Source organism: Nocardia sp. 2TAF39 (genome assembly GCF_052114905.1).
Classification (GTDB): Bacteria; Actinomycetota; Actinomycetes; order Mycobacteriales; family Mycobacteriaceae; genus Nocardia.
Map to the genome: position 1 here is coordinate 57,526 of NZ_JBFRFQ010000028.1, position 25,915 is coordinate 83,440.

Below are 25,915 nucleotides of genomic sequence, written 5' to 3' on the forward strand. Positions count from 1 at the left end.
GGTGTGAAAATCCGAAATCTGGCAGGTAATTGTTATGTTCCGTTACAGATCGGTCACTGAGAATCCCCTGCGGTTCGGTTCCCCGACGGCTCGGGCGCATGAGCAGCAATCGGTTCGGCGCAGCGGCTGCGCGGTGTGGTCCGATCGACTAGCCTCGGTGTTCGTGCCCGCCTATGTGTCATCGCCCGAGTTGACATTCGGCTTCATGTTCGCGCTGGAAGACCCCGAGCGAATCGCGGAGGTCGTGCGTGACCTCATCGTCCGCAAGACCATCTCGGTCTTCCGCCTGGCCCGGCTGTCCGACGACGACGGCCCGCCGGAGCGGTACGTGGTGAACTGGGCTGTCATTCCACAGATTTCGATTACGACCGCCGCCCCGGACCAGGACGAACTCCGGGCCAGTCGCACCATGCTTGTCAACGCCTTCCTCAGCGAGGAGGGCGAGGTCAGTTTGTATTCGGCGCAGGGGAGCGGACCGGTCTGACCGCCGCGTCCGCCGCCCCGGACGTTCCGGCATCCGGGGCGGCGCATCGATCAGCCGACCGGGACCGGCGCGTCCAGCCGCCCGGCGCGGGCGAGCGCGAACAGCGCCGCCGCCGCGGTGACACCGACGGCAATGAGCGCCGCCCAGGCGAGCGAGCTCATGCCCGCGGCGCGCGTGGCGTCCAGGAGCGTACCGATCCCCAGATTGCCGAGCAGGACGCCGATTCCGACGATGGTGTTGTAGAGGCCGTAGTGGGTTGCCACCAGGCGGTTACCCGACAGCGCGACCACAGTGTCCATCTCGAACGGAAAAACCGCTGCCGTACCGACTCCCAGCACCGCCGCCGTCAGCAATAGCGCCCCGACCGCGGGCCACACACCGAACGTGGTGCCGGGTACCAGCAGCAATGGCACGAACGCGGCCGCGAGGACCGCCATGCCGAGCGCCAGGCTGCGCGCGCGACCCCAGCGCTGCCCGAACCAGCGGGTGATCCGCAGTTGCCCGGCGATCGCAATCACCCCGGACACCACGAATAACGCCGTCATCAGCACGGTCGCGGAGCTCGCTCCGACGATGCGCGTGGCCTGCATGGGCAGCGCCAGATAGACCTGGAACGCCAGCACGGAGCTACCGATCATCCCGGCCGCGAAGAGCAGGAACGGGCGATTGGCCAGCACAACGCGCCAATCATCCAGCACCGAGGCGATTTTGGGTGCAGCGCTGTGCTGCGGCAGCGCGCGCAGCTGAGCGAGCGTCAGTACGCCGAACACCGTCGCGGCCCCAGCGGCCGTTGCCCGGAATTCGAAGGCCATCAGGGCGAGCCCGACTATCGGGCCGAACAGGATGCCCGCCTGGTAGAAAACGTTGAACACCGCGAAGGCCTCCACCCGGCGCGGCGCCGAATCCACCGCGAGATACGCGCGGACCGCCGGGTTGAACAGCGCGCCCGCGAAACCGGTCGCCGCCGAGGCGACCAGCAGCGCGGGCAGCGAGTCGGCGAAGGCGAGTAGCGCGAAACCGCCGGTGCGCAACAGACATCCCGCCACGATCAGCGGTTTGTAGCCGAGTCGATCGGCCAGCGTGCCGCCGAGCAGGAACATGCCCTGCTGGGCGAAGTTTCGTACGCCGAGCACCAGCCCGATCGCCCAGGCGGCCAGGCCGAGTGGGCCCGCCAAATGCCCGGCCAGGTACGGCATCAGCATGTAGAAGCCGGTGTTGATGGCGAACTGGTTGACCATCAGGAGGCGACTCGGCCGGTTGAAACTGCGATAGGTGGCGAACAGTTCGGTCATTGCGCCAACTCCGCGAGAGTGGTGCCGAGGTCGGTGTTCCGCGGATCGACGATCGTCGTGCATCGGGTCCAGGATTCCACCACGGCATCCGCCGGATGGGCGATGCTGGTGGGTGCGGCCGGTGGTTCGATGCCGAGCAAGCCGTGCTCGCGGCAATACTCGTCGCTGTACACGGTGTCGAAGTAGCGCAGTGGACCGTCCGGAAAGATCGCCACGATCCGCACATCCGGGTCGTTGGTCCGGGCCAGCCACCCCGCGACCAGTGCGACAGCGCCAACGCTCCAACCGCCGCTGGCATGGTGCGTCGCGGCGAGTCCGCGGCAGGCCCACACCGCCTCCGCCGGTGCGATCCAGTGGATTTCATCGAACGCCGGGTAGTCGACGTTGTCCGGATGGATGCTCGAGCCGAGGCCGCGCATCAGCCGCTGACCCGCGGGCTGGCCGAAGATCGTCGAGCCGACGGTGTCGACGCCCACCAGACGCAGCTGTGGATAGTAGCGGCGCAGGGCGCGGGAGATTCCGGCGGAGTGGCCTCCGGTGCCGACCGAGCACACCAGCACGTCGATCCGGCCGAGCTGGGCGACCAGTTCCATAGCGAGGGACTCGTAGGCGTCGCGATTGTCGGGGTTGTGGTATTGGTCCGGGCACCAGGCTCGAGGATCCGCTGCCAGGAGTTCGGCGACGCGTTCGCGGCGCGCCTGTTGCCAGCCGCCCGTGGCGTGCGGCTCGGTGACCAGTTCCACCCGGGCGCCGTAGGCGGCGAGCATGCGATGCATGAGCGGCTCCAGGCCGGGATCGGTGACCAGCGTGACCGGGTGATGGTGCACCATGCCCGCCAGTGCCAGACCCAAACCGAGTGTGCCGCTCGTGGATTCGATGATCGGGGCGCCGGGTGCGAGCTCACCGCGAGCCGCGGCACGTTCGACCATGTACAAGGCGGGCCGGTCCTTCATGCCGCCGGGGTTGGCGCCCTCCAGCTTGGCCCAGAAGCCACGGTCGGTGGAGCCGAGTGTGCCGGTGAGCGGTTCGGTGATCCACAGGACCGGAGTATTGCCGACCATGGTGGCCGGACGTGGGCAGCGGTTGGCGGTGGTCAGCAGACTCGCCGGGCCCGGAAGCACAATGGGCCGGGATGTATCCAGCTCGGGCCGAGCCGGATTCGGCATGCTCGGGTTCTGCAACGCAGAAGTCATGGGGAATCGTCGATTCTGTACGGTCGCTGTGCGCAGCGAAGGTGTGGGTGCGGACGACGCACGAACACCGGCCGAGCCCCGGCAAGCTCAGGCCTGACGCTGACCGATCAGTTCCGATCGATACCGAATCTGGTGATCTTCTCCCTGCCCGTACAGATCGGGAGTAGCGCGATCGGCGGCGCGCGCAGGCCGCCCCCGAGTGCGGCCGCCAGCGGAAGCATCATCACGACCGCAACCGCGACCAGCAGGAATGCCAACAGCGATGCGAAGCGTGGGAGGGCGGCGAGTACCGCTGCGGTGGGCAGATGGCGATCCGGCGCGGCGGCGTGCTGGTGCCGGTCGGCGAGAATCGCTACGGACGCCGTGGAGGCCACGGTCGGCCCCGACGCTTCGATGTGCGCGTGCGCGACCGCGGAGTGGGCGAAGACGTGACATTCCGGCACCGCCATCGCCAGAACCCAGACGGTGAACGCGAAGGTGACGAACACCCGAATCACGGGTACCCGCACGGCACTGAACGTCACGCTTCCGATACTACAAGCCGCCGCCTACCACTCCGGACCGCGACGCTCAGCAAGCGGGAACTAACCGCCCATGGTGAGCCGGCCGCGGTGCCGTCCAGCCCAACCGCGACCGAGTACCTGTCCGATGCAGGCCCGAATCGTTGGCGTGTTGGTATCAGAAGGTGCCATTCCCGGTAGTCCCATACGCGACAATCTGGACATCCGACACTTGTTGTCGCTTGCATCGAAGCACCGGAAGGACTGTCGATCATGGAACCCGAAAAGCCCGTCCCGCCCAACCCGATTCGCGTTCGAGGAGATCTGGACCCCGCGCTGTCGCGGTGGATGTGGCTGGTCAAGTGGCTATTGGCCATCCCGCACTATGTTGTGCTCTTCTTCCTACACATTGCTTACCTGGTGCTGACGATCATCGCCTTCTTCGCGATCCTGATCACCGGCAAGTATCCCCGGGCGCTGTTCGATTTCAATGTCGGTGTCATGCGCTGGGGCTGGCGGGTCACCTTCTACTCCGTGTCGGTGCTCGGCACCGACAAGTACCCGCCGTTCAGCCTGCAGCCGAATGCGGAGTACCCGGCCGATCTGGAGATCGATTATCCGGAGACGTTGCACCGCGGTCTGGTGTTGGTGAAATGGTGGCTGCTGGCCATCCCGCATTATTTGATCGTCGCCGCGATGGTGAGCGGGGGCGTCGCCGTCGGGATGGGTGATTCCGGCGACTGGGGCGGCGGTGGCTCGATTCCGCTGGTCAGCATCCTGTTGATCGTCGCGCTGATCGCGCTGCTGTTCACGGCGCGCTACCCGCAGGGGGTGTACGACTTCGTGTTGGGAATCAACCGCTGGCTCATCCGGGTCCAGGCCTATGCGAGCCTGATGCGTGACGAATATCCGCCCTTCCGCCTCGATCAGGGCGCGCGCGAAACGCAGTGAACGTCGATAATTCTGTCGCTCCGACCGAATCCGCCCGCTGATTCAGCGGGCGGATTCGTATATTCGGCGGACCACGTCCTCGATCTCGGGTTCTTCGATCGACAGGTCCCGCACTTCGGCACGATCCGACACGGCGGCGAGTAGCTGTGCGGCCGTGATCTTCTCCGGATCGAAGGCCAGCCGCTGCCGCATACCGTTGCCCTCGCTGGCCAGCAGTCGAGCCGAGGGAAGGTCGTCGATGTCCGGCGTCGGCTCGGCCAAATCGACCACCAGCACTCGCTTCGCACCGACGGTGGTCGCCAATCCGGTCAAGGACCCGTCGTACACCAGACGGCCGTGGTCGACGACGAGCACGCGGTCGCAGAGTCTTTCGATATCGCCCATGTCGTGCGTGGTGAGCAGCAGGGTGGTTCCGCGATCGGCGCGCTCGGCCCGGAGGAACTCGCGCAATCGCTGTTTGGACAACACGTCCAGTCCGATGGTCGGCTCGTCGAGAATCACGAGTTCGGGTGAATGCAGCAGTGCCGCAGCTACTTCCGCGCGCATCCGTTGACCGAGCGAAAGTTGACGCACGGGCGTGTCGAGCGTATCCGCCATTTCCAGCTGCTCGACCAGCTCGTGCGTGCGCTTGCGTGCGCTGTCCGGCTCCAGTCGGTGGATCGCGGCAAGGATCGAAAACGATTCGCGCAGCGGCAGATCCCACCACAGCTGGGACCGCTGCCCGAACACCACTCCGATCCGCCCGGCCAGTTCCCGGCGCTGGCGCACCGGGTCGAGCCCACAGGTGCGGACGGTTCCGGAGGTGGGCACGAGGATCCCGGTGAGCATCTTGATGGTGGTGGACTTGCCCGCGCCATTGGCGCCGATGTAGCCGACGGCGGCGCCTCGCTCGATCCGGAAGGACAACCGGTCGACCGCGGTGAGCGTTTCGCGGCGCCGGAGCCAGCGTCGGCCTTCCTTTCGGTAGAGGGTGAATTGTCTTGTCAGGTCCTCGGTGTCGACGATCGGGTCCGACTGCCCTGATCCCTCCGTGCTCATCCGCCGCCTCCCTGATAGTGCCGTGTGCCGAGCCGCCACAAACTCAACGCGAGAAGCCACACCCACAGCGCCGCGACCGGAGACAGCCAGGCCAGCCAGGTGGGGAGCAGGGGCGGACCGGGCAGCCGCAGTAGCGCGATGGTGGGCAGATAGGCGGTGAAGGAGACCGGGATGGCGAAACCGAACAGCAGCTTCATCGGCGTGGGAAACACCGACGCGGGTTGCGTCGCGGCGAACGAGCCGCCGTAGGTGAAGCTGTTGGTGAATTCGGCACCGTCGATCAGATAGAACTGCAGCCCGGCGGCGCAGACGAACACGCCGCCGAACATCGCGACGCCGCCGAGCACCGTCGTGGCGAGCAACGCGGTCGTGCTCGGACCCCAATCGAGGTCGTTGCGTGCCAAAGCGATTCCGAGCACCCCGATCGCGACCGCGGCTCTGGCGAATCTGCGCAGCGTGATGTCGCTGGTGATCAGCTGCAGCAACAGGGGCTGTGGCCGCAGGTGATAGGCATCGAGCCGGCCCATCCTGATGAGCGTCGGCAGTGTGTCGAGGTGGCCGAACAGGACCTGGGACAGCGCGAAACTCGTATGGCTCAGCCCGAACAGCAGCAGCCCCGCGTCCAGGTCCAGCCCGCCGAGCACCCGGGCGGTATGGAAGATCACCCACACTTCGGCGAACTCGACGACACCCATTACCAGAGCGCTGAAAACCTCACTGGCGAAGGACAATCGGTAGCTGCGCTGGGCGCGGATCCGGGAGCGCAGCACCGTCAGGTAGGGCGTCGACCACGACCCGGCGCGGGGCGGGTCGACTTCAACCACCCTGCACCTCCAGCCTGCGCCGTCCGGCGATCAGCAGCACGCGACCGGCCACCCCCATCACCAGCACCCAGAACATCTGGACTCCGACTACCGAGAATGCCTCCGCGCCGGTGATCCGGCCCGAGAGCACATCAACCGGCGACTGCATGACTGACGGAAACGGCGTGACCTCCGCGATCGTGCGCAGCCAGGACGGGAACATGTGCACCGGCACGAAAAGTCCGGCGAGAAACGTCGCGGCCGCGTAGTGCAGCTGGCGGATACCGCGGGTCTCGACGACCCAGAATCCGGTCAGCGCCACCGCGAACCGGCACAGGAACGAAATTGCCACGGCCAGCAGCACACTCACCATGCCGAGCAGGTAGGGGCCCGGCGTGACAGGCATCGCCAGCCCGAACGTGAGCGCGCCCACCAGGACGCTCGGTATCCCACGCGGCAGGAAAGTGCAGGCGGCTCGGCCCAGATCCGCGGCGAGGTAACCGAATTGGATGTCGACCGGGCGCAGGAAATCGATCGCGATGTCACCGTTCTTCACCCGATCGTCCAGCTCCCCGACCAGCCCCGTGAACTGCACCGCACCGAGCAGCCCCTGCGACAGCCACACGTAGGCGCCGATCGTGCCTTGGTCGTATCCGCCGAAATCGCTCGTGGCATCCACTGCGGCGACCAGCACCGACGCACGCACGAACCCGAACACGCAGTTGGTGAACAGCCCGGCGAACATCGCCAGCTTGTAGTGCGACTGTCTGCGAAATCCGGCACCGACAAGATGCGCGTAGACGACGACGGCGCTGCGAAATCGTTTTCCGACGGCACGCTGTCCGTCCCCCTCCGGTATGCCGCGCACAAATATTCGAGCCTACCGACCGCAGGGTGCGCGTGGAAGCCCTACGCGCGAACCGAGCGGATCACATGTCGCGCAATCACATTGCGCTGGATCTCATTGGTTCCCTTACCGATCTCGAGGAGCTTCGCATCCGCGTAGAAGCGAGGGACCTTGGTTTCACGTATGTAGCCGTACCCACCGTGGATCTGCACGCCGGCCCTTGCCGCTTTGTTCGCCACTTGCGGGCGGCGATCTCATTCCGTTCTGAGGCGGCGTCGCTTCCGTGATCATGCGGTCAGCTGCTCGCGTGGCCCGGTCGCACGGATTCGGGCCGCGGCCACGGCTGTCCGCGCCGGTGCTCGATATCGCGATTGAAGCGCCGGAGATATCCGGCGAAGTCGGCGACGTCTTCGGGTGCCCAGTCCTGCATGATGTCGTCGAGGCCCGCGACCTTGGTGGCGCGTTCGGTGTCGAACCGGCGCCGGCCCTTCGTGGTGATGCGGAATTTGCGGGCCATGCCGCCATCGGGGTCGGGAATGCGTTCGACGAGCCCGGCACGCAGCAAGGCGGTGGTCTGGCGGTTGATGGTCGAGCTGTTCAGGCCGAACGCGTCGCAGAGCTGTCCGATGGACATCGGACCCTCCATGCTGAGCCTACTGAGCAGCAGGTATGCGCTGCGTTCCAGCAGGCCGGTTTCCTGGGAATAGTGCGGGTTGAGCGTGTAGCGGCCGAGCAGCATGGCCTCGAACTCGACCTGGTCTGTGCGCTTGTCCATGCTGTCCTTTCGTCGGCCTGTGCGGCCTCGCATCGCAGGCGAGTGCCGGTATACCACAGGAGAAATTCGCCACAGTCGATTTGTGCAGTATGCATAGTGTATGCATACTGCCTGTTAATTGCATTATGCACGTCCGATGACATGGGATCTTCTGGAGGTTGGTGTGGACAAGCCTGAATCCGCCCGGGCGGGCGGGATCGTGGGAGTGCTGGCATTTGCCGGCATCACCGCGGCGATCATGCAGACGGTGGTGATCCCGCTGATCGCGCAGTTTCCGCAGTTGCTGCACACGACGGCGTCGAACGCGTCGTGGGTGGTGACGTCGACGCTGCTGGTGGCGGCGGTAGCCACGCCGGTGGCCGGGCGGCTCGGCGACCTATATGGCAAGCGTCGCATTCTGTTGTTGTCGACGGTGCCGCTGATCGCCGGCTCGGTGGTCTGTGCGGTGTCGTCCTCGGTGCTGCCGATGATCGTCGGCCGCGGCCTGCAGGGCATGGGTGTCGGCATCGTGCCGATCGGGATCAGCCTGATGCGTGATGTGCTCCCGGCTGAACGGCTGGGATCGGCGGTGGCGCTGCTGAGCGCATCGCTCGGCATCGGCGCGGCCTTCGGGCTGCCGGTCTCTTCGGCGGTCGCCGAGTATTCGAACTGGCGAGTGCTGTTCTGGGCCTCCGCTGTCTTGTGCGCGCTTATCGCCGTGGCGATTTGGGTTGTGGTGCCGGACTCGCCGATCAAGGCCAGCGGCAGTTTCGACATCGTCGGCGCGCTGGGTTTGGGCGCTGGGCTGGTGTGTCTGCTGTTGGCCGTGTCCAAGGGCGCCGCTTGGGGCTGGGGAAGTGGCACGATTCCGGCGTTGTTCGTGGCGGCGATCGTGCTGCTGCTGGTCTGGGGCTGGTGGGAGCTGCGCATCGCCGACCCGCTGGTCGACCTGCGGGTGACCGCGCAGCCTCCTGTGCTGCTGACCAACGCGGCCTCCCTGATCGTCGGCGTCGCGATGTACGCGGCGATGCTGACCGTGCCACAGCTGCTGCAGGCGCCGACGGCCACCGGGTACGGCCTGGGGCAGTCGATGATGGCGATGGGTCTGTGGATGGCTCCGTCGGGCCTGATGATGATGCTGATTTCCCCGATGGGCGCCCGCCTGTCGGAGATGCGCGGCCCGAAGGTCACCTTGATCGCGGGCGGGCTGGTGATCGCGCTGGGTTACGGCGCCTCGACCGTGCTGATGGGCTCCACCTGGGGTCTGCTGATCTCGCTCTGCATCATCAACGGTGGTGTCGGCCTGGCCTACGGTGCGATGCCCGCGCTGATCATGGCTGCGGTGCCGCTGTCGGAGACGGCGTCCGCCAACAGCTTCAACACCTTGATGCGCTCGGTGGGCACCTCGTTCTCGGCCGCTGTGATCGGCGTGGTGCTCGCGCAGATGAGCATGACCGTGGGCGGGCACAGCATCCCGACCGAGGACGGCTTCCGTACCAGTTTGTTCATCGGCTGTGGTGTCGCACTGGTCGCCGCGGCCGTCGCCGCTACCATCCCGGTCCGGCGAGCAGCCTCCGCGGCGCGGTCTGAAGAAGCCGAAATGCTTGTGGCAGAGCATGTCTGACACTCCTTTCGAAGAAGGCGAGTTGACCGTGCCGACGACGATGAAGTCCGTGCGGACCGGTGCTGTGGGCAAGGTCGATGTGGCGGACATCCCTCGGCCCGTTCCCGGGCCGAGGGATGGGCCGTGCGCATCCGGGCGTGTGGGATCTGCGGCACCGACGTGACGTTCATTCACAGGGGCGGCATGCCCGCGGCGTGGAGCAATGCCGCTGCGCAGACCGAGGGGCTGGCCCCGGATCAGATGGTGCCGGTGGTGCTCGGCCGTGAACCGGCCGGCGAAATCGTGGCGGTCGGTGCCGAGGGCAAGACGCATCAGCGCCAGGCCGGTCTGACATCGCGGCTATCACAGCTGGTCTCAGCACCTTCGCGGGTGGCGCATCTGTCGACGTATGAGATCGTCCTGTGTTCCGGAAGAGAATCTTGTTCTCTCGACTGGAAACCGGCAATGGTGCAACTCGGGGCGGTCCGCCGCGACGATGCCGATGCCGATGCGGAACTGATCCTCCGCTCTCATACGGTCTGCCGGCATTCCGCTTCGATATCGGCGAAGGCGCGCCCCGCATTGCCTGCGACGATTCCACCGTCGACGGGTAGTACGGTTCCTGTGACGTATGCGGATCGGTCGCCACCGAAGTAGACAGCGGCCTCGGCGATATCCTCTGCGGTGCCTTCTCGTTGCAGCGGGCGAATGGATTTCATGACCTCGCGGAGCTGCCGGGTCGCTTTTTCGCTATCGGGAAGATGTGCCACGGTGGTCGACAGAATGGGTGTCGGAATAGCTCCGGGGGCGATGCTGTTCACTCGGATTCCGTGGACGGCCAGGTCGATGGCGGCGCATTTGGTGAAGTGGATGACCCCAGCTTTGGCGGCACGGTAGACCAGTTCGCCGCAGCCGGCTTGGATTCCACCGATCGAGGTGGTGTTGATGATGGATCCGCCGCCGTTGTCCGCCATGTGCCGGGCCGCGTGCTGGGTGCCGAGCATGACGCCGAGTAGGTCGACGGCCATCAGGCGCTGGAAATCATCGAGCGGATCGTCCAGGAAATCGGCGTGCATGGCGGCGGGGATACCGGCGTTGTTGAGCATGATGTGCAGCCCGCCGAAGTTCGCCACCGTGTAGGCGACCAGATCCTCTACCTGGCCCGAATTCGCGACGTCGGTCTTTTTGAAGAGGACGTTCGGGCCGAACTCGGCGGCCACCGCCGTACCGAGTTCGGAGTTGATGTCGGCGATGACGACACGGGCGCCTTCCGTCACGAATTTACCGACGGTTGCGCGGCCGATTCCAGACGCACCACCGGTGATGACGGCAACCTTTCCGGACAATTCGTTGGCCATGGTGATCAAACCTTTCATTCGGAAACTGTGGAATGCTGGGGTGTGGCTCGCGAACTACCAGGTGACGGGTAGTTCGTGGACGCCGTAGGCGAAGTACTCTTCTTTGAATTCGATGTGGTCGATGGTGGTGGCCAGTTGGAGGGTGGGGATTCGGCGGTAGAGGGTTCCGTAGACGACCTGAAGTTCCACGCGGGCCAGTTGCTGGCCGACGCACTGGTGAATCCCGAACCCGAAGGCGTGATGCTGACGGGCCTGCCGGTGCAGGTCCAGCCGTTCGGGTTCGCCGAAGACATCGGGGTCCCAGTTCGCGGCGGGTAAGGCCACGATGATGCCCTCTCCGGCACGGATTACCTGACCGTCGATTTCGATGTCCGCCAGCGCGATTCGGCGCAGCCCGTGCTGCGCGATGGACAGGTGGCGCAGCATCTCCTCGACCCCGTCGGCGATGATCTCGGGGTCGTCGGTGTCCCGGAACACGGCGAGTTGGTCGGGGTTGCGCAGCAGCGCCAGCGTGCCGAGGGCGATCATGTTCGCGCTGGTCTCGTGTCCGGCGATGAGCAGGACGACGCCCATCTGGGCGGCTTCGCGCACGGTGAGCTCGCCGGCGTCGACCCGTTGGGCAATGTCGGAGACCCACCCCGTGCCGGGAGAGGTCAGGCGATCGGTGATCAGCTCGGCGAGGTATTCCATAATCTCGGTGCTGGATCGCATGTTCTCCTCGGGTGTGGCGTTGCGGTCGACGGAGACGGTGGCGTGCCGGTGAAAGAACGGGTGATCGTCGTAGGGCACGCCGAGCAGTTCGCAGATCATCAACGACGGCAGCGGCAGCGCCAGTGCCTTGACGAGGTCGGTCGGGTTCGGCCCGGCCAGCATCGCGTCGATGAGATCGTCGGTGATCTGCTGGATGGCCGGTCGCAGCGCCTCGACCTTCTTGACGGTGAACGGGGAGGTCATCAGGCGGCGAAAGCGGCTGTGGTCGGGGGCGTCGGAGTTGAAGATGGTCAGCGGCCGATGCTCCACGGATTCGGCCATGCTCAGGTTCTGGTGCGGGAAGCCGGCGCGTCGCTCGTCGGCACTGATCCGAGGGTCGGACAGCAGTGCCTGCTGCGCGGCGTGCCCGGCCACCAGCCAGTGTGTGGTGCCGTCCCAGATCCGCACCTTCGACAGGGGGCTCGCGGCCTGCAATGCGCGCAGTTCGGAAGGCGGGTTGAACGGGCACCCGGTGGCTCGGGCCATCGGGAATTCGGGCAGTGCGGTGGGTGCATGCATGGTCGGCGTGTCGGTCACGATGTCTCCTTCGACGGATGGAAAGTGGTGCGCGGCGGTCTTGCGGGTGGCGATTCCACGACCGTGATGACGAGGGCAGGGCAGACCGCGGCTGCCTCTCGGACGGTGGGAGCCCGCTCCACCGGTGGGTTTTCGTCGAGCAGGATGACGATGCCGTCCTCGTCACGTTGGTCGAATACGTCTGGGGCGACGGCCACGCATTGCCCGCAGGCGACGCACTTGTCCTCGTCGATGGTTACCTTCATGAGATCCTCCGTAATTCGTCGATGTCGGCTGGGTCGGTTCGGTTCCGGTCACCGCACTGCCGGTACGAGTCCGATATGGACGTCGGCGAGGTCCTGGCGGTGCAGGCGAGTCTGTTTCGGCATGTTCCAGCCGACGACGCCGGTGACATGGCCGTTGACGCGGTAGCTGGCGACGAAGCGACGGGCCTGCGGGTTGCCTTCCGTGATGGACACCTCGGCGTCGGCCGGCAGCGTGCCGTGGACTTGGATCTTGGCGTCGAATTGGTCGGTCCAGAAGTAGGGGATGGGGGAGTACGCCTGGTCGGCGCCGAGGATGTTGGCGGCGACGGCGGCTGCCTGCTCGGTGGCGTTGGTGCGGTTTTCCAGGCGAATCAGCGTTCCGAGTCGCTCGTGGTACCAGCGGGCCACATCGCCTACGGCATAGATACCCGCTGCCGCGCGGCAGCGGGAGTCGCACACCAGTCCGTTGTCCACCGTCAGGCTGCCGGTGAGCCAGTTGGTGGCCGGTACGGCTCCGATCGCCACGACGACCGTGTCGGCAGGCAGTTCCTCGCCGGTGCCGAGGCGGACTCCCGCGACGCGGCCCCGGCGACTGGTCAAACCCTCGACCGCGGTGCCCAGTCGCAAACGGACGCCGTGTTCGGTGTGCAACTCGCCGAGCAGACTCCCGACCATCGGACCGAGCTGGGCGGCCATGAGTGTCGGCTGCGGGCCGGCCATCGTCACGTTTAGTCCGAGAGTGGTTGCGGTGGCGGCGATTTCGGCGCCGAGCACGCCCTCCCCGACGACGACGAGTCGCTCGGACCTGAGCAGGTCCGCACGCAGCGCCAGTGCGTCTTCGAGCGTGCGCAGCACGTGGACACCGGTCAATTCGGCGGTGTCGGGCAGGGTTCGGGGGTGGACTCCCGTGGCGATCACGATGGCGTCGGCGCTGAGGGCGCGCCCGGAGGCGGTGTAGATGGTGCGTGTCGCGGTATCGAGGCCGACAGCCGGGTCAGCGATGATGAAGTCGGCGTCCAGTTCGGACAGCGCGGTCGGTGGTCGCAGCTGGGTCCGTTCGGGTGCCCATAGCCCGGCCAAGACCTGCTTGGACAGCGGCGGCCGGTCGTAGGGCAGTTCGGGTTCGGCGCCCAGGACGGTGATGGCACCCTGATATTCGTTGCGCCGCAGGGCTTCTGCGGTGGAAAGTCCAGCGACGGAGGCGCCGACGACCAGTACATGGGCGGGAGTGTTCATGGGGAATCCCCTCTGTTTCCGGGCGATGGAACTTCGGGTTCGTCTCAGGCGGTCTGCAGACGGCGCCGAAGCAGGCCTGCGCCGGCCCCCAGCGAGACCAGACCCATACCGGCACAAGTCAGGATCTGCTGGGTGGTGTCGAGGCCGAGGCTGTTGGCGACGGATTCGAAGCCGACGGCCAGGGCGACGGCGAGATTGAACAGGAACAGGAACCAGAGCACGGGCTTGGACGAGCGCAGCGACTTCACAACGTTTTCCTTTGGATTCGCGGGTGGTGAACTGTCGCCCTCAACGATCTCGCCGCCGAACCGTCACCGCGAGAGAGTGCAGTCCCGAATCAATGGTGTAGCTGGCTACCCCAAAACAGTGGCGGCTGCTCACCCGTGTGTGGCCGGAGCTGCGCATAATCTGATCGACATGCGGGAAACGGTGCGGCAGGCGGCGCGGGCCACGCGGTACCTGGTCGGGGCCGCGGCACTGGCCTTCGGTTCGTACCTCTTCATTGCCGTGCTGTTGCTCGCGGTTGTGGGTGCGCTCGCGGTAGTCGGGATCGCCATGGTGCCGATTGCGGTGCTCTTGGTACGCCGATTCGCTGGAGCGAAGCGTCGCAAGGTGGCGGCATGGACCGGCCAGGAGCTCCCGGAGGTGTATCGGTCGATCGACGGCCCGCTAGGGGAGAGCTTGCGCGCGGTCGCGCACGACCCCACTACCTACACGGATCTGCGATGGATGGTGGCCTACTACTTCTACGGCTGTCTGGGCTATCTGTCGGTGCCGCTGTGGTTGGTGGGTCTGCCTGTCGATGGCGTTCGGTGCGGGCTGCTCGGCCGACCAGCGGTAGTCCTCCCTCTCATCGGCCGTGTGGCCGACCTGGACGCCGTCTGGTCGCAGGCCCTACTGAGACCGCCACCGAAGGCACTGCTCGTCGAGCGGGTCGAGGCACTGACCTCGACCCGGGCCGGCGCGATCGCCGCGCACGCCGCCGAGCTACGCAGGATCGAGCGCGATCTGCACGACGGAACACAAGCGCGGCTGGTAGCGCTGTCGATGCGGATCGGCCTGGCTAAACGCGTCGTCGAATCCGACGTGCCGGCCGCGCGCAAGCTGCTGGAAGAGGCGCAGGAACAAGCCGAGCATGCGTTGGCCGAGCTGCGACATGTCGTGCGCGGCATCCATCCGCCGATCCTCACCGACCGCGGCTTGGCCGGCGCGGTACAGGCGTTGGCCGCCAGTAGTGGACTCTCGGTCACTGTGGACACCGATGCCGTTGCCGTTGAACCACGAGCCCCGGCGGCCGTCGAGGCAGCAGCGTATTTCGTTGTCGCAGAGGCGTTGACGAATGCGACAAAGCACAGCGGCTCAGACCGGGCCGCGGTGTTCCTCACCCGTACCGATGCAGGGTTGCGGGTGGTGGTGCGTGACGAAGGCCAGGGCGGTGCGGAGATTCCCCGTGCCGGATCTGGGCCGGAGCCGGGCGGATCCGGACTGCTCGGGATGTACCGCCGGGTCGCTGCTCTCGACGGGACCCTCACCGTGAACAGCCCCCCGGGGGGCCCGACCCTGATCGAAGCGGAGCTGCCATGCGTGTGGTGATTGCCGAGGACAACGCCCTGCTGCGGGAAGGACTCGTCCTACTGCTCACATCCGCCGGACACGAAGTCGTGGCGGTCGCGGGTACCGGGCCCGAGGTGCTGCCCACCATCGTGCAGCATCAGCCCGACGTCGCGGTGCTCGACGTCCGAATGCCACCCGGGTTCCGCGACGAGGGCTTGCGCGCCGCACTCGCGGCGCGCAAGGAGATTCCGGGTCTGCCGGTGCTCGTGCTGTCGCAATATGTCGAGCAGTCCTACGCCTCCGAACTGCTCGGCGGCGGTGCGGGCGGGCTCGGTTATCTGCTCAAGGACCGCGTGGGCCGGGTCGACGAGTTCCTGGACGCGCTGGAACGCGTAGCTGCAGGCGGTACCGCACTCGACCCCGAGGTGGTGACCGAACTGCTCACGCGCCGCCGGGACTCGCCGCTGGACTCGCTGACTCCGCGGGAGCGTGATGTCCTCGAGCTGATGGCCGAAGGACATGACAACGCGACTATCGCGAAAACCCTGGTCGTCACCGAGCGAGTGGTCAGCAAGCACATCGGCAACATCTTCCTCAAGCTGGATCTGCCGCCTACCGACAGTGGGCACCGCAGGGTACTGGCAGTGCTGGCCTATCTGAACGGCTCGTAGCGGTTCGGCCGTTGCGTAGGCCCGAAGCTCGCGCGCGTCTGTTCGCTGCATCCGGTGCGGCAGCCCGAAGATGCCACTGCCACAATTCCCAACCGGGGGAGTAGCTGGACGGCGTACAGGCGGCCGAAATGGAACCGTGCTGACATGGCTTTCGAGTTCGACTTCGGAGAAGCGGGCCCGACCGTCAACTCTGTCACCGAGGAGCTGGTCACTCGGCTTGCTGGTGTCGGTGAGTCCGCCGGCGAGCTGATGCACCGAGAAGTCAAAGGCTTCGTGGACGGCGCACAATCAGCCGCGGAAATGGCGGTGCAGACCGACAGGATGAGTGCGCTTCGGTTCGATGAGCACGTCGACGGTCGAGCGAACCACGACAACAGCCGTCTCCTGGGAGATGGACCGGACTACCCGACCTCGGATTCCATCAGTGTCGAGCAGGGGCGCGGCACGGTCGGAAAAGACCCAGCCGTCATCGACTTCGCGGCCGCGCCGCCGGTCGTGACCGACGGCCAGCAGCTTGCGCCCGCGCCCGCGGACTCGGCCACGCCGCCCGGTGACCTGCCGGGTACGGCTCCTACCGACGATCCGACCGAACTCGAACATCGGCCGGCCTCACCCGCGCAACCGAATTCGGCATCGACACCGGATTCGGCATCGACACCGGATTCGGGATCGACACCGGATTCGGGATCGACACCGGAAGCGGGATCGGCGTCCGAGCCGATCGCCGGCGGGCACACGCCGTGGACGGTCGATCCCGCTGGGAACAGTTCCACCACCGGTCACCTGGACAACATCGACGCGCCCGCGTCCACGCCGTGGCACAACGGCACCTCCACCATGCCCACTACACCGGGTATGCCAGGAATGCCGGCGATGCCCGGCCGGCTCATGGACGCCTTCTCGTCCGAGGAACGCCCCCCACGCAGATCCAGCACCCACCCGTGGTCTCGTCGACGCACCAAACAGGACGGGACCGTGTTTCCCAGGGAGCCCTCGTGAGCGGCGACCAAGGGGAGTTCGGCCACCCGGTCATGCCCGCGGCAGTGCTAGGTGTTTGAGCACTGTGCAGTTCGGGTAACCCCGCTCTGACCCGGAGCATTACCGGGTCAGAGCGGGGCTCGCGCCCCCGGCAGGAATCGAACCTGCGACCTAGGGATTAGAAGGCCCTTGCTCTATCCAACTGAGCTACGGAGGCAGCGGGTTCCACCATGGCCGACAATGGCCGTGCTGTCCAGCGCCGCAATCATAGCGACCGTCCAGGTCTCTGGGTTCTCGGCGTCAGGAACGTTCCACCCATCCGTCGACGGTACTCGGTGCGACTCTGGTGCTCCGCGCCCAGGATATCGGCCGAAACCCGACCGGGCCACGGATGTATTGCCGAACTACGCTCAGTCGTATGTCGTCAGCTCAGGCCCCGTCCGGCACTCCTGAATCCGAGGTCGCTCGGTCCGGGGCGACGTTCGCGACGGTGACCGCGCTGGCCGGCGCGATCGCAGCCGTGGTCGCGGCGCTGGTGGTCGGGCTGTCGGCGGCGCAGGCGCTCAGTCTGCTCGGCATCCCCGACCCGGGCTCGCTGACCACTTACGGACTGCCCGCAGTGCGGGCGCTCGCCGATCTGTCGGCGGCGCTGACGGTCGGCTCGCTGCTGTTCGCGGCATTCCTCGTCTCGCCACAGCCGAACGGTCTGCTTGATGTCGGCGGGTACCGCGCGGTGCGCCGGGCGTCGAATTTCGCGGTGGTCTGGGCGTCCTGCGCGGCGCTGCTCGTGCCGCTGACTGTGTCTGACACCACAGGACAGCCGGTGGGCGACAACCTGTGGCCGGAAGAACTGTGGCGGGCGATCGACCAGATCGCGTTGGCGGGCGCTTGGCGCACGACGGTGGTTTTCGCGCTGATCGTCGCGGTCGGGTGCAGGCTGGCGTTGCGCTGGGGCTGGACGCCGGTGCTGTTCGGGGCGTCGATCGTCACGATGATGCCGTTGGCGTTGACCGGACACTCGTCCTCGGGCGGTTCGCACGATGTGGCCACCAACAGCCTGATCCTGCACCTGGTTTCGTCGGCCATCTGGGTCGGCGGTCTGTTCGCGGTGCTGGCGCACGCGCTGCGTGGCGGCGCGGGCACCGATCTTGCCGCTCGCCGCTTCTCGCTGACCGCGACGATCGCGTTCGTCGTGATCGGAGCCAGCGGCGTGATCAACTCCTGGGTGCGGGTGCCGCTGGACGAGTTGTTCACCACGACCTACGGCCGATTGGTGCTGGCCAAGGCCGTGGCACTGATCCTGCTCGGTGTGTTCGGCTACCTGCAGCGGCGCGCCGCGCTGCCCGCGCTCGCGGCGGACCCCGGCGCTCGTGCGGCGCTCGTCCGCTTCGCCGGTGTCGAGGTGCTGATTTTCGCGGCGACCATGGGTCTCGCGGTTGGGCTCGGCCGCACTCCGCCGCCACCGCCGAAGACGGTCCCGACACCGTCGGAAGTCGAACTCGGCTACAACCTGGCCGGACCTCCGACACTCGCGCGGTTGCTGTTCGACTGGCGCTTCGACCTGATTTTCGGAACGCTGTCGATCGTGCTTGCTGTGCTGTATCTCCTGGGCGTACGGCGGCTGCGTGCACGCGGTGACGCGTGGCCGGTCGGGCGGACCGCCGCCTGGCTGTCCGGCTGCGTTGTGCTGCTGGTGGCGACCTCGTCCGGAGTCGGCCGGTATTCGTCCGCGATGTTCAGCGTGCACATGGGGGCGCACATGGCGCTGTCGATGCTGGCGCCGATCCTCTTCGCGCTGGGCGGCGCGGTGACGCTGGCACTGCGGGCGCTCCCGCCGGCCGGCCGCGGCGGTGCGCCAGGGCCGCGGGAATGGCTCCTGGCCGCGGTGCACAACCCGGTGTCGCGCTTCCTGACCCACCCGATCGTGGCGGCGGTGATCTTCGTCGGCGGTTTCTACGCGCTGTACCTGGGCGGCATCTTCGATTCGTTCGCCGACTCGCATGCGGCGCACCTGATGATGAACGTGCACTTCCTGCTCAGCGGCTACCTGTTCTACTGGGTGGTGATCGGCATCGACCCCAAACCTCGGCAGGTGCAACCGCTCACCAAGCTCGGCATGGTGTTCGGATCGCTGTCGTTTCACGCGTTCTTCGGTATCGCGCTGATGAGCATGACCACGGTGCTCGGCGGCTGGTTCTACCGCGGCCTCGGGATCGGCTGGAACGCCGACCTGCTCGGCGACCAGCGCACCGGCGGCAGCCTGGCCTGGGCCAGCGGAGAGGTGCCGCTGGTGGTGGTGATGCTTGCCCTGCTGATCCAATGGTCCCGCAGTGATCAGCGGCTGGCACAGCGGACCGATCGGGCCGCCGAACGCGACCACGACGCCGCCCTCGCCGCGCACAACGCGATGTTCGCCGAACTGGCCAAGCGAGATGGAGAACTGCGTAAGTGAATGAATGCGCCAGCACGGTCTCCCAGCACAGACCGGTCGGGCGGGTGGAACGGCCGGACGTGCGATCCGCACGACGACGAATGGCCGGGCAGGTCCGCAAGACGCCGGTCTTCCACACCTCCGTGGCAAGCCCATCCGGTCCGGTGCGTGTGACGATGAAGCTCGAGTACCTCCAGCACGGAGGTACGTTCAAGGTGCGCGGCATTTTCAACGCGCTGCTGGAGTCCGGGGATGGCACCGATCAGGTCGTGATCGCCTCCGGCGGGAACGCGGGCATCGCCGCAGCCTTGGCGGCCGCTCGGCTCGGCAAGTCCTGCACCGTGGTCGTTCCGGAGACGGCGCCACACACCAAGGTCGCCGCGATGTGGTCGCACGGCGCCGAAGTGCTCTGGTATGGAGCGACTTATGCCGAGGCGCTGCGCCACTCCGTCGAGCTCGCCGCGGAACGCGGCGCGCTGCGATTGCACGGGTACGACCTGCCCGCGGTGGTCGCCGGCGCCGGTGTAGTCGGGCTGGAACTCGAAGAACAGGTGCGCGGGCGGCCTTCGGTGCTCGCCGCAGTGGGCGGCGGCGGACTGGTCGCCGGGATCGCGGCCGCGCTGGGCCGTCGCCAGCAGGTGATCGGGGTCGAGCCGGAGGGCAGTCCCACCCTGCAGGCCGCGTTGGATGCGAACCGCCCGGTGGACGTCCGAGGGCCTCGCCTTGCCACGGATTCGCCGGGCGCCACGAGGATCGGCGACATCGCCCTTGACATCGCCCGACGCTATGGCGTGCGTTCACTGCTGGTCACCGACGACGCGATCGTGGCGGCGCGGGACTACCTGTGGCGGGAGTTCCGCATCCTCGTCGAGTTGACCGGCGCCGCGGCGCTGGCCGCCATCCAGAGCGGAGCCTATGTCCCGGGGCCCGACGAACGCCCGGTCGTCGTGCTGTGCGGAGCCAACACCGACGTGGCGGTCCTCTGACGACGTCGTGTACGTCGCCGGCGACGGTCGGCTGGTCTGTGGTCGCGCGGGCTCGACAGTCGATCGCTCGGTCCGGTGGCTCCCGGACTTCGGCGCCGGGCCCTTGGTCAGTGTGTCGGGTGCGCATCGCTGCGCCGATACGCGTGAGTGTCATCGGATCAGCCGCCTGTTGTGCGGTTCGGACCACGCAGCGCCACAGGTGAAAATCCCGCCCTTCACAGGTTGGAAAGTTGTCCACATTCTCGGATCTGGTCGCCCGAGGCGCCCAGCTTCGGCGCACGCTGGAGGTGCCCTCCTGGAGGGGGAGGACACGTCCGGGTAGGCCCGGGTCCAAATGTGAAGGGGCGTAATCATGTACGAGGCGAATGCGACCGTGATCGGAACTGTCGTGACCCATCCGGTCAAGCGGGATCTGACCAATGGCGACCAGGTGGTCACATTCCGGATGGCGAGCAATTCCCGCCGACTGGATCACACGACGGGGGAGTGGGTGGACAACGGCACGCTGTACCTCACCGTCAGCTGCTGGCGCAGGCTGGTGGCCGGTGTCGATGCGTCCCTGCGCCGCGGCGATCCGATCATCGCGCACGGACAGCTGCGCTCGCACGAGTACCGGAGCAAGGACGGCGTGGAGCGCCGGGATCTGGAGATGCGTGCCGTCGCGGTCGGACCTGACCTGTCCCGCTGTGCCGCCCAGGTGACGCGATGGTCGGACTCGGCGTCGCGGAATACTTCGGAGCACCAGAGCGCTGAAAGTCGGGCGTCGGCCGGCGACGGGCTGGGGGAGAATGTCGCGGCAGTCTCTTCGGTACCGTCCCGCAGCAGTGAACCCGAGCCCGTCGACGCGTGATCGCAATGGTCTTTCGTCCCGGCGGTAGTGGTAGCTCTGCTTCGTCTCCTCATCTCTCGCACCGATAGGCTTCACCCTTATGGCTGAGTTCATTTATCAGATGAAGAAGGTTCGCAAGGCGCACGGCGACAAAGTCGTGCTCGACGACGTCACCTTGAACTTCCTTCCCGGCGCGAAAATCGGCGTCGTCGGCCCGAACGGCGCGGGTAAATCCAGCGTGCTGAAGATCATGGCCGGACTGGACCAGCCCAACAACGGCGACGCGTTCCTCGCCTCCGGCGCCACGGTCGGCATCCTTCAGCAGGAGCCCCCGCTGAACGAGGAGAAGACCGTCCGCGGCAACGTCGAGGAGGGGCTCGGCGAGATCAAGCTGAAGCTCGACCGCTTCAACGAGATCGCCGAGCTCATGGCCACCGACTACTCCGACGAGCTCATGGAGGAAATGGGCAAGTTGCAGGAGGATCTGGACCACGCCGACGCCTGGGACCTGGACTCCCAGCTCGAGCAGGCCATGGACGCGCTGCGCTGTCCGCCGCCGGACGAGCCGGTCACCAACCTCTCCGGTGGTGAGCGCCGCCGGGTCGCACTGTGCAAGCTGCTGCTGAGCAAGCCCGATCTGCTGCTGCTCGACGAGCCGACCAACCACTTGGACGCCGAGAGCGTGAACTGGCTCGAGCAGCACTTGGCCCAGTACCAGGGCGCCGTGCTCGCGGTCACCCACGACCGGTACTTCCTGGACAATGTGGCGCAGTGGATCCTCGAACTGGATCGCGGCCGCGCGTATCCGTACGAGGGCAACTACTCCACCTATCTGGAGAAGAAGGCCGAGCGCCTCGAGGTGCAGGGCAAGAAGGACCAGAAGCTGCAGAAGCGGCTCAGGGAAGAACTCGCCTGGGTGCGTTCCGGCGCCAAGGCCCGCCAGGCCAAGAACAAGGCCCGCCTCGGCCGGTACGAGGAGATGGCGGCCGAGGCCGAGAAGATGCGGAAGTTGGATTTCGAGGAGATCCAGATTCCTGCGGGACCGCGCCTGGGCAGCGTGGTTGTGGAGGTCGAGCACCTGGACAAGGGCTTCGGCGACCGTCAGCTGATCAAGGACCTCTCCTTCACCCTGCCGCGTAACGGCATCGTCGGCGTCATCGGCCCGAACGGTGTCGGTAAGACCACACTTTTCAAGACCATTGTCGGGCTCGAGCAGCCTGACAGCGGCATCGTGAAGGTCGGCGAGACGGTCAAGTTGAGCTACGTCGACCAGAACCGTGCGGGCATCGACCCGAAGAAGACGGTCTGGCAGGTGGTCTCCGACGGGCTGGACTTCATCGAGGTCGGCCAACAGGAGATGCCGTCGCGCGCCTACGTCAGCGCGTTCGGTTTCAAGGGCCCGGACCAGCAAAAGCCCGCGGGCGTGCTCTCCGGTGGTGAGCGCAACCGCCTGAACCTGGCGATGACCCTCAAGCAGGGCGGCAATCTGATCCTGCTGGACGAGCCGACCAACGACCTCGACGTGGAAACCCTTGGTTCGCTGGAGCACGCCCTCGAGCAGTTCCCGGGCTGTGCCGTGGTGATTTCCCATGATCGCTGGTTCCTCGACCGCACCTGCACCCACATTCTCGCGTGGGAGGGCAACTCCGACAATGAGGCCGAGTGGTTCTGGTTCGAGGGCAACTTCGAGGCGTACGAGGCCAACAAGATCGAGCGCCTCGGCCTGGAAGCGGCTCGCCCACACCGAGTTACGCACCGCAAGCTGACCCGCGGCTGAGTTCTGCCCTGGTGGGGCGGGGCTATTTCCGCACCGCCCCGCCGAAGCGCCGAAACCCGAAGTCCTCGGGGGAAACCCCGTGTACGGCCGCGCCGGGAACGTGCCGCCGCCAAATGACATCGGCAACCCGGAACGGGAGTGACACCTACCCGCGCGTAGCTCGCTAGGGTGGGAGATGTGAATGCGCAGGCGCAGTTCGAGCAATCGGTGGCCCCGACCGCCGACGTATTGGCCGAGCTGACCGGAGGTACCGATGCGGCGCCGTGGCCGCCGCGGATACGACCTCTCACGCTCACCTGACGTTCGCCGGTCCGATCTTGTACTGAGCCGAGGTCATCTATTCGAACTTGGCAAACGAGCGGCGAATACCGTGGTTGTGGTGAACACCCGGGGATCGGAAGGGAATTCACCCCCGCGTCTTCGGCGCACAGCTACTCTCGGACCGGCGTCACTTTGTTACGGAACCGATATCCGAGGGAGTTGGCGAAAAAATGACCGTCTCGTCCGAATTGTCCAGCGCGGCGTGGGCTGCGAGTTTGCCGCAGTCATTGCGCGGCGACCTCGCGACGCTCGAGGAGGCGTACTTCCGCCACGTCGACGCGGGCGATGTGGACTGTGCGATCACCGGGATCACTCAGATTTTCCGCCGGCACACCGAGCTGGCGATGACGCGTCCCGCCGGTCGCGCCCTGGTGCGGGTGTACCACCAGGACGACGGCTCGGGCATCGGTGCCGCGGTACAGCTCGTCACCGATGACATGCCGTTGCTCGTCGAATCGGTCAGCTCATCCCTGAGCCGGATCGGCGTCAGCGTGAGCGAGGTGATCCATCCGATCTTCGAGGTCGAGAGGGACGCGGACGGACGGTTGACGCACGCCGTCGCGCATGAGGTCGACGGCACCGGCCCGACCGGGCTGAGTGAATCGTGGATGCACGTGCAACTGCACCCGTCGACCAGTCCGGCGTTGCTGGCCAAGGTGGAAGCCGCCATGCCGGACGTGGTCGCCGACGTGCGACAGGTGATCGGCGACACCGAGGCCATCAAGGACGTGCAGAGCAGGCTGGCCGAAGACCTGGAGCACGCCGCGAAATCCGGGACCGCACCGTTCGGTGCCACCGACCTCGTCGACACGGCCAACCTCCTGCGCTGGCTGGCACATGGAAACTTCACCGTGCTCGGCTACGCCCGCTACCGCCTGAGCAGCGACCAGGGGCAGGAGACGTCCAACGCCCTGCCCGGCACCTGCCTGGGCGTGCTTCGTCCAGACGTCGGCACCGATTTCCAGGTGCCGGTCAACGGCGGCGATCGGCCGCTGCTCATGCTGACCCAGGGTTTGGTCCCCGCCACCGTGCACCGCTCGGTGTACCCGTACTTCGTCGGCGTCGCCGACTTCGACGAGACCGGAACGATCATCGGCGAGCATCTGTTCATCGGCGTCTTCACCGTCACCGCCGTGCACGAGAACGTGCTGGAAATCCCGGTGATCGAGCGCAGGGTGCGTTCGGTGATCGAGGAGAGCGGGTTCGACCTGGAGTCGTTTTCCGGTCAGGCGATGCTCGAGGTCATCCAGTCCTTCCCGCGGACCGAACTGTTCTCCTCCGATGCCGAGACGCTGCGCCGCACCGCCGCCGCCGTGCTGAACGTGGGCCTGCGCCGCCAGGTGCGGCTGTTTCTGCGGGCGGACACCTACGGACGTTTCGTCGCCTGCCTGGTCTACCTCCCGCGCGACCGCTACACCACCAGGGTGCGGCTGGAGATGCAGGATATCCTGGTCCGCGAACTGGGTGGTGCCTCCATCGACTACTCCGCGCGGGTGGGCGAAAGCGATTTGGCGCGTGTGTATTTCACGGTACGCATGCCCGAAGCCGAGCTCGGTGTCACGCGCCACTCACCGCCTGCCGCAGACACCTCCGAAGCCAACCGGCTGCGTCTCCAGAACCTGCTCGCCGAGGCGAGCCGGACCTGGGAAGACCACCTGAACGACGCGGCGAGCACGTCGACGGTGCTCGACCCTGCCGTGGTGCAGCGCTACGCGGAAGCCTTCCCCGAGGGCTACAAGCAGGACTTCGCCTCCGACCGCGCCCTTGCCGACATCGTGCGCCTGGAACGGCTGCGTGACGGCGGCATCGACCAACACCTCTACCGCAAAGCGGAGTCGGAGCCGGGTTCGTGGCGCTTCACCCTCTACATCGGCGGCAGCGGGATCTCGCTGGGTCAGGTGCTCCCGGTGCTGCAGAGCCTGGGCGTCGAGGTGGTGGACGAGCGGCCGTACCAGATCGAGCTGGAGACGCCGCCGGACGGTGCCGGGGGCGCCACTGGTGAACGGTGGATATACGACTTCGGTTTGCTGGCTCGGCCCGAACTGCTGCGCAGCTCGCTGGACCGAGATTTGGACGCGGAGCTGCTCGAATCCTCCAAGCGTGCTGATGTGCTGGAGTCGGAGGTGCGCGGACTGCGCGAGCGGTTCATCGGCGCAGTCGAGGCAGTTTGGTATGGCCGCGCCGAGGCCGACGGTCTCAACGAGCTCGTGCTGCGCGCCCGGCTGCCATGGCGTGCCGTTTCGATTTTGCGCACCTACGCGAAGTATTTGCAGCAGACCGGTTTTCCGTATAGTCAGGCCAACATCTGCCGCGTGCTGCTCACCTATCCGGATGTCGCGCGGCTGTTCGTCGAATTGTTCGCGGCGCGCTTCGATCCGGACACCGTCTCCGCCGAGCATGCTTCCGGGCTGGAGACCCAGCTGCACGGCCGGATCGACGAGGTCGTCAGCCTGGATGCGGACCGCATCCTGCGCGCGATTCTCGGCCTGATCAAGGCGACACTGCGCACCAACTACTACGTGACCGACGCCGAAGGCATGTCGCGCGACTACGTCTCGGTGAAGGTGGAGCCGCATGCGATTGCGGAGTTGCCGAAGCCGAGGCCGCAGTTCGAGATTTTCGTGTACTCCCCCAGGGTGGAGGGTGTGCATTTGCGTTTCGGTTCGGTGGCGCGTGGTGGTTTGCGGTGGTCGGATCGGTTGGAGGATTTCCGGACCGAGGTTTTGGGTTTGGTGAAGGCGCAGGCGGTGAAGAACGCGGTGATCGTGCCGGTGGGC

Annotated in this window: 25 protein-coding genes, 1 tRNA gene and 1 pseudogene; 13 read left to right on the forward strand and 14 right to left on the reverse strand. The window is 66.5% G+C overall.

The genetic code is table 11. The features are described from left to right. The first annotated feature begins 163 nt into the window (after positions 1–163). Positions 164–484 (forward strand): hypothetical protein, encoded by a 321-nt coding sequence (locus tag AB4Z47_RS18760; protein ID WP_441952392.1) that lies wholly within the window; start codon positions 164–166, stop codon positions 482–484. Positions 485–534: 50 nt separating this feature from the next. Here AB4Z47_RS18760 and AB4Z47_RS18765 read toward each other — a convergent pair whose 3' ends face one another. The 3 genes from AB4Z47_RS18765 to AB4Z47_RS18775 form a co-directional block, all read right to left on the reverse strand. Next, positions 535–1,776, reverse strand: coding sequence for an MFS transporter (locus AB4Z47_RS18765; RefSeq protein WP_441952393.1), 1,242 nt, complete (start codon positions 1,774–1,776; stop codon positions 535–537). Continuing rightward, positions 1,773–2,837, reverse strand: a complete 1,065-nt coding sequence (locus AB4Z47_RS18770) for a PLP-dependent cysteine synthase family protein (RefSeq protein ID WP_441952435.1) — start codon at positions 2,835–2,837, stop codon at positions 1,773–1,775. Before AB4Z47_RS18770 ends, AB4Z47_RS18765 begins: the two co-directional genes overlap by 4 nt. Positions 2,838–3,076: 239 nt before the next feature. Further along, positions 3,077–3,493, reverse strand: a complete 417-nt coding sequence (locus AB4Z47_RS18775) for a hypothetical protein (RefSeq protein ID WP_441952395.1) — start codon at positions 3,491–3,493, stop codon at positions 3,077–3,079. Positions 3,494–3,742: 249 nt separating this feature from the next. Between AB4Z47_RS18775 and AB4Z47_RS18780 the strand changes: the two genes are divergently transcribed. After that, the gene (locus AB4Z47_RS18780; RefSeq protein ID WP_441952397.1) at positions 3,743–4,420 is read left to right on the forward strand and encodes a DUF4389 domain-containing protein; all 678 of its coding nucleotides are present in this window, start codon (positions 3,743–3,745) and stop codon (positions 4,418–4,420) included. 42 nt (positions 4,421–4,462) lie between these two features. Here AB4Z47_RS18780 and AB4Z47_RS18785 read toward each other — a convergent pair whose 3' ends face one another. Genes AB4Z47_RS18785 through AB4Z47_RS18805 form a run of 5 tightly spaced genes read right to left on the reverse strand, consistent with a single transcriptional unit; the run spans position 4,463 to position 7,883 of the window. After that, entirely contained in the window at positions 4,463–5,458 is a 996-nt protein-coding gene (locus tag AB4Z47_RS18785; RefSeq protein ID WP_441952398.1) for an ABC transporter ATP-binding protein, read from the reverse strand. Continuing rightward, positions 5,455–6,282 (reverse strand): ABC transporter permease, encoded by an 828-nt coding sequence (locus tag AB4Z47_RS18790; RefSeq protein ID WP_441952400.1) that lies wholly within the window; start codon positions 6,280–6,282, stop codon positions 5,455–5,457. Before AB4Z47_RS18790 ends, AB4Z47_RS18785 begins: the two co-directional genes overlap by 4 nt. Continuing rightward, the gene (locus AB4Z47_RS18795) at positions 6,275–7,129 is read right to left on the reverse strand and encodes an ABC transporter permease (RefSeq protein ID WP_441952402.1); all 855 of its coding nucleotides are present in this window, start codon (positions 7,127–7,129) and stop codon (positions 6,275–6,277) included. The genes AB4Z47_RS18790 and AB4Z47_RS18795 overlap by 8 nt, the downstream gene beginning before the upstream one ends. 41 nt (positions 7,130–7,170) lie before the next feature. After that, a complete protein-coding gene (locus tag AB4Z47_RS18800; protein WP_441952404.1) occupies positions 7,171–7,347 on the reverse strand; it encodes an acyl-CoA dehydrogenase family protein in 177 nt (58 codons plus the stop codon). Positions 7,348–7,403: 56 nt separating this feature from the next. Continuing rightward, positions 7,404–7,883 (reverse strand): MarR family winged helix-turn-helix transcriptional regulator, encoded by a 480-nt coding sequence (locus AB4Z47_RS18805; protein WP_441952406.1) that lies wholly within the window; start codon positions 7,881–7,883, stop codon positions 7,404–7,406. Between the two features lie 136 nt (positions 7,884–8,019). Here AB4Z47_RS18805 and AB4Z47_RS18810 point away from each other — a divergent pair, with 136 nt between their 5' ends. Together AB4Z47_RS18810 and AB4Z47_RS18815 are read left to right on the forward strand one after the other, a co-directional pair. Next, entirely contained in the window at positions 8,020–9,486 is a 1,467-nt protein-coding gene (locus tag AB4Z47_RS18810) for an MFS transporter (protein WP_441952407.1), read from the forward strand. Positions 9,487–9,609: 123 nt separating this feature from the next. After that, positions 9,610–9,777: pseudogene (locus tag AB4Z47_RS18815) on the forward strand (alcohol dehydrogenase catalytic domain-containing protein); the annotation flags it as partial. Positions 9,778–9,995: 218 nt separating this feature from the next. Here the strand turns inward: AB4Z47_RS18815 and AB4Z47_RS18820 are convergent. Genes AB4Z47_RS18820 through AB4Z47_RS18840 form a run of 5 tightly spaced genes read right to left on the reverse strand, consistent with a single transcriptional unit; the run spans position 9,996 to position 13,839 of the window. Beyond that, positions 9,996–10,823, reverse strand: coding sequence for an SDR family NAD(P)-dependent oxidoreductase (locus tag AB4Z47_RS18820; protein ID WP_441952436.1), 828 nt, complete (start codon positions 10,821–10,823; stop codon positions 9,996–9,998). A gap of 54 nt (positions 10,824–10,877) precedes the next feature. Then, positions 10,878–12,110 (reverse strand): cytochrome P450, encoded by a 1,233-nt coding sequence (locus tag AB4Z47_RS18825; RefSeq protein WP_441952409.1) that lies wholly within the window; start codon positions 12,108–12,110, stop codon positions 10,878–10,880. Beyond that, positions 12,107–12,355, reverse strand: a complete 249-nt coding sequence (locus tag AB4Z47_RS18830; protein WP_441952410.1) for a ferredoxin — start codon at positions 12,353–12,355, stop codon at positions 12,107–12,109. Before AB4Z47_RS18830 ends, AB4Z47_RS18825 begins: the two co-directional genes overlap by 4 nt. Before the next feature lie 48 nt (positions 12,356–12,403). After that, positions 12,404–13,591 carry an NAD(P)/FAD-dependent oxidoreductase gene (locus tag AB4Z47_RS18835; protein WP_441952411.1) on the reverse strand — a complete coding sequence of 396 codons (1,188 nt, stop codon included), beginning with the start codon at positions 13,589–13,591 and terminating at the stop codon, positions 12,404–12,406. A gap of 44 nt (positions 13,592–13,635) precedes the next feature. After that, positions 13,636–13,839: a hypothetical protein gene (locus AB4Z47_RS18840; protein ID WP_441952413.1), complete on the reverse strand. Its 204-nt coding sequence runs from the start codon at positions 13,837–13,839 to the stop codon at positions 13,636–13,638. A gap of 169 nt (positions 13,840–14,008) precedes the next feature. Here AB4Z47_RS18840 and AB4Z47_RS18845 point away from each other — a divergent pair, with 169 nt between their 5' ends. The 3 genes from AB4Z47_RS18845 (at position 14,009) to AB4Z47_RS18855 (ending at position 16,815) form a co-directional block, all read left to right on the forward strand. Then, positions 14,009–15,184 (forward strand): histidine kinase, encoded by a 1,176-nt coding sequence (locus AB4Z47_RS18845; protein WP_441952414.1) that lies wholly within the window; start codon positions 14,009–14,011, stop codon positions 15,182–15,184. Beyond that, complete coding sequence (locus AB4Z47_RS18850) at positions 15,172–15,816, forward strand: response regulator transcription factor (RefSeq protein ID WP_441952416.1); 645 nt, start codon at positions 15,172–15,174, stop codon at positions 15,814–15,816. Before AB4Z47_RS18845 ends, AB4Z47_RS18850 begins: the two co-directional genes overlap by 13 nt. A 144-nt stretch (positions 15,817–15,960) precedes the next feature. After that, positions 15,961–16,815, forward strand: a complete 855-nt coding sequence (locus AB4Z47_RS18855; RefSeq protein WP_441952417.1) for a hypothetical protein — start codon at positions 15,961–15,963, stop codon at positions 16,813–16,815. A 122-nt stretch (positions 16,816–16,937) separates the two neighbouring features. On the opposite strand, the gene AB4Z47_RS18860 is transcribed toward AB4Z47_RS18855, so the two are convergent. Beyond that, positions 16,938–17,011, reverse strand: a tRNA-Arg gene (locus tag AB4Z47_RS18860). A 201-nt stretch (positions 17,012–17,212) separates the two neighbouring features. Between AB4Z47_RS18860 and AB4Z47_RS18865 the strand changes: the two genes are divergently transcribed. From AB4Z47_RS18865 to AB4Z47_RS18890, 6 genes are all read left to right on the forward strand, one after another. Continuing rightward, the gene (locus AB4Z47_RS18865) at positions 17,213–19,246 is read left to right on the forward strand and encodes a cytochrome c oxidase assembly protein (RefSeq protein ID WP_441952419.1); all 2,034 of its coding nucleotides are present in this window, start codon (positions 17,213–17,215) and stop codon (positions 19,244–19,246) included. Then, positions 19,243–20,211 (forward strand): serine/threonine dehydratase, encoded by a 969-nt coding sequence (locus AB4Z47_RS18870; RefSeq protein ID WP_441952420.1) that lies wholly within the window; start codon positions 19,243–19,245, stop codon positions 20,209–20,211. Before AB4Z47_RS18865 ends, AB4Z47_RS18870 begins: the two co-directional genes overlap by 4 nt. Positions 20,212–20,563: 352 nt before the next feature. Then, the gene (locus AB4Z47_RS18875; protein ID WP_441952422.1) at positions 20,564–21,061 is read left to right on the forward strand and encodes a single-stranded DNA-binding protein; all 498 of its coding nucleotides are present in this window, start codon (positions 20,564–20,566) and stop codon (positions 21,059–21,061) included. A gap of 79 nt (positions 21,062–21,140) precedes the next feature. Then, positions 21,141–22,817 (forward strand): energy-dependent translational throttle protein EttA, encoded by a 1,677-nt coding sequence (ettA, locus tag AB4Z47_RS18880; RefSeq protein ID WP_441952424.1) that lies wholly within the window; start codon positions 21,141–21,143, stop codon positions 22,815–22,817. A 177-nt stretch (positions 22,818–22,994) separates the two neighbouring features. Then, a complete protein-coding gene (locus AB4Z47_RS18885) occupies positions 22,995–23,117 on the forward strand; it encodes a hypothetical protein (RefSeq protein ID WP_441952426.1) in 123 nt (40 codons plus the stop codon). Positions 23,118–23,308: 191 nt separating this feature from the next. Beyond that, a partial coding sequence (locus AB4Z47_RS18890) for an NAD-glutamate dehydrogenase domain-containing protein (RefSeq protein WP_441952427.1) occupies positions 23,309–25,915 on the forward strand: 2,607 nt, incomplete at its 3' end.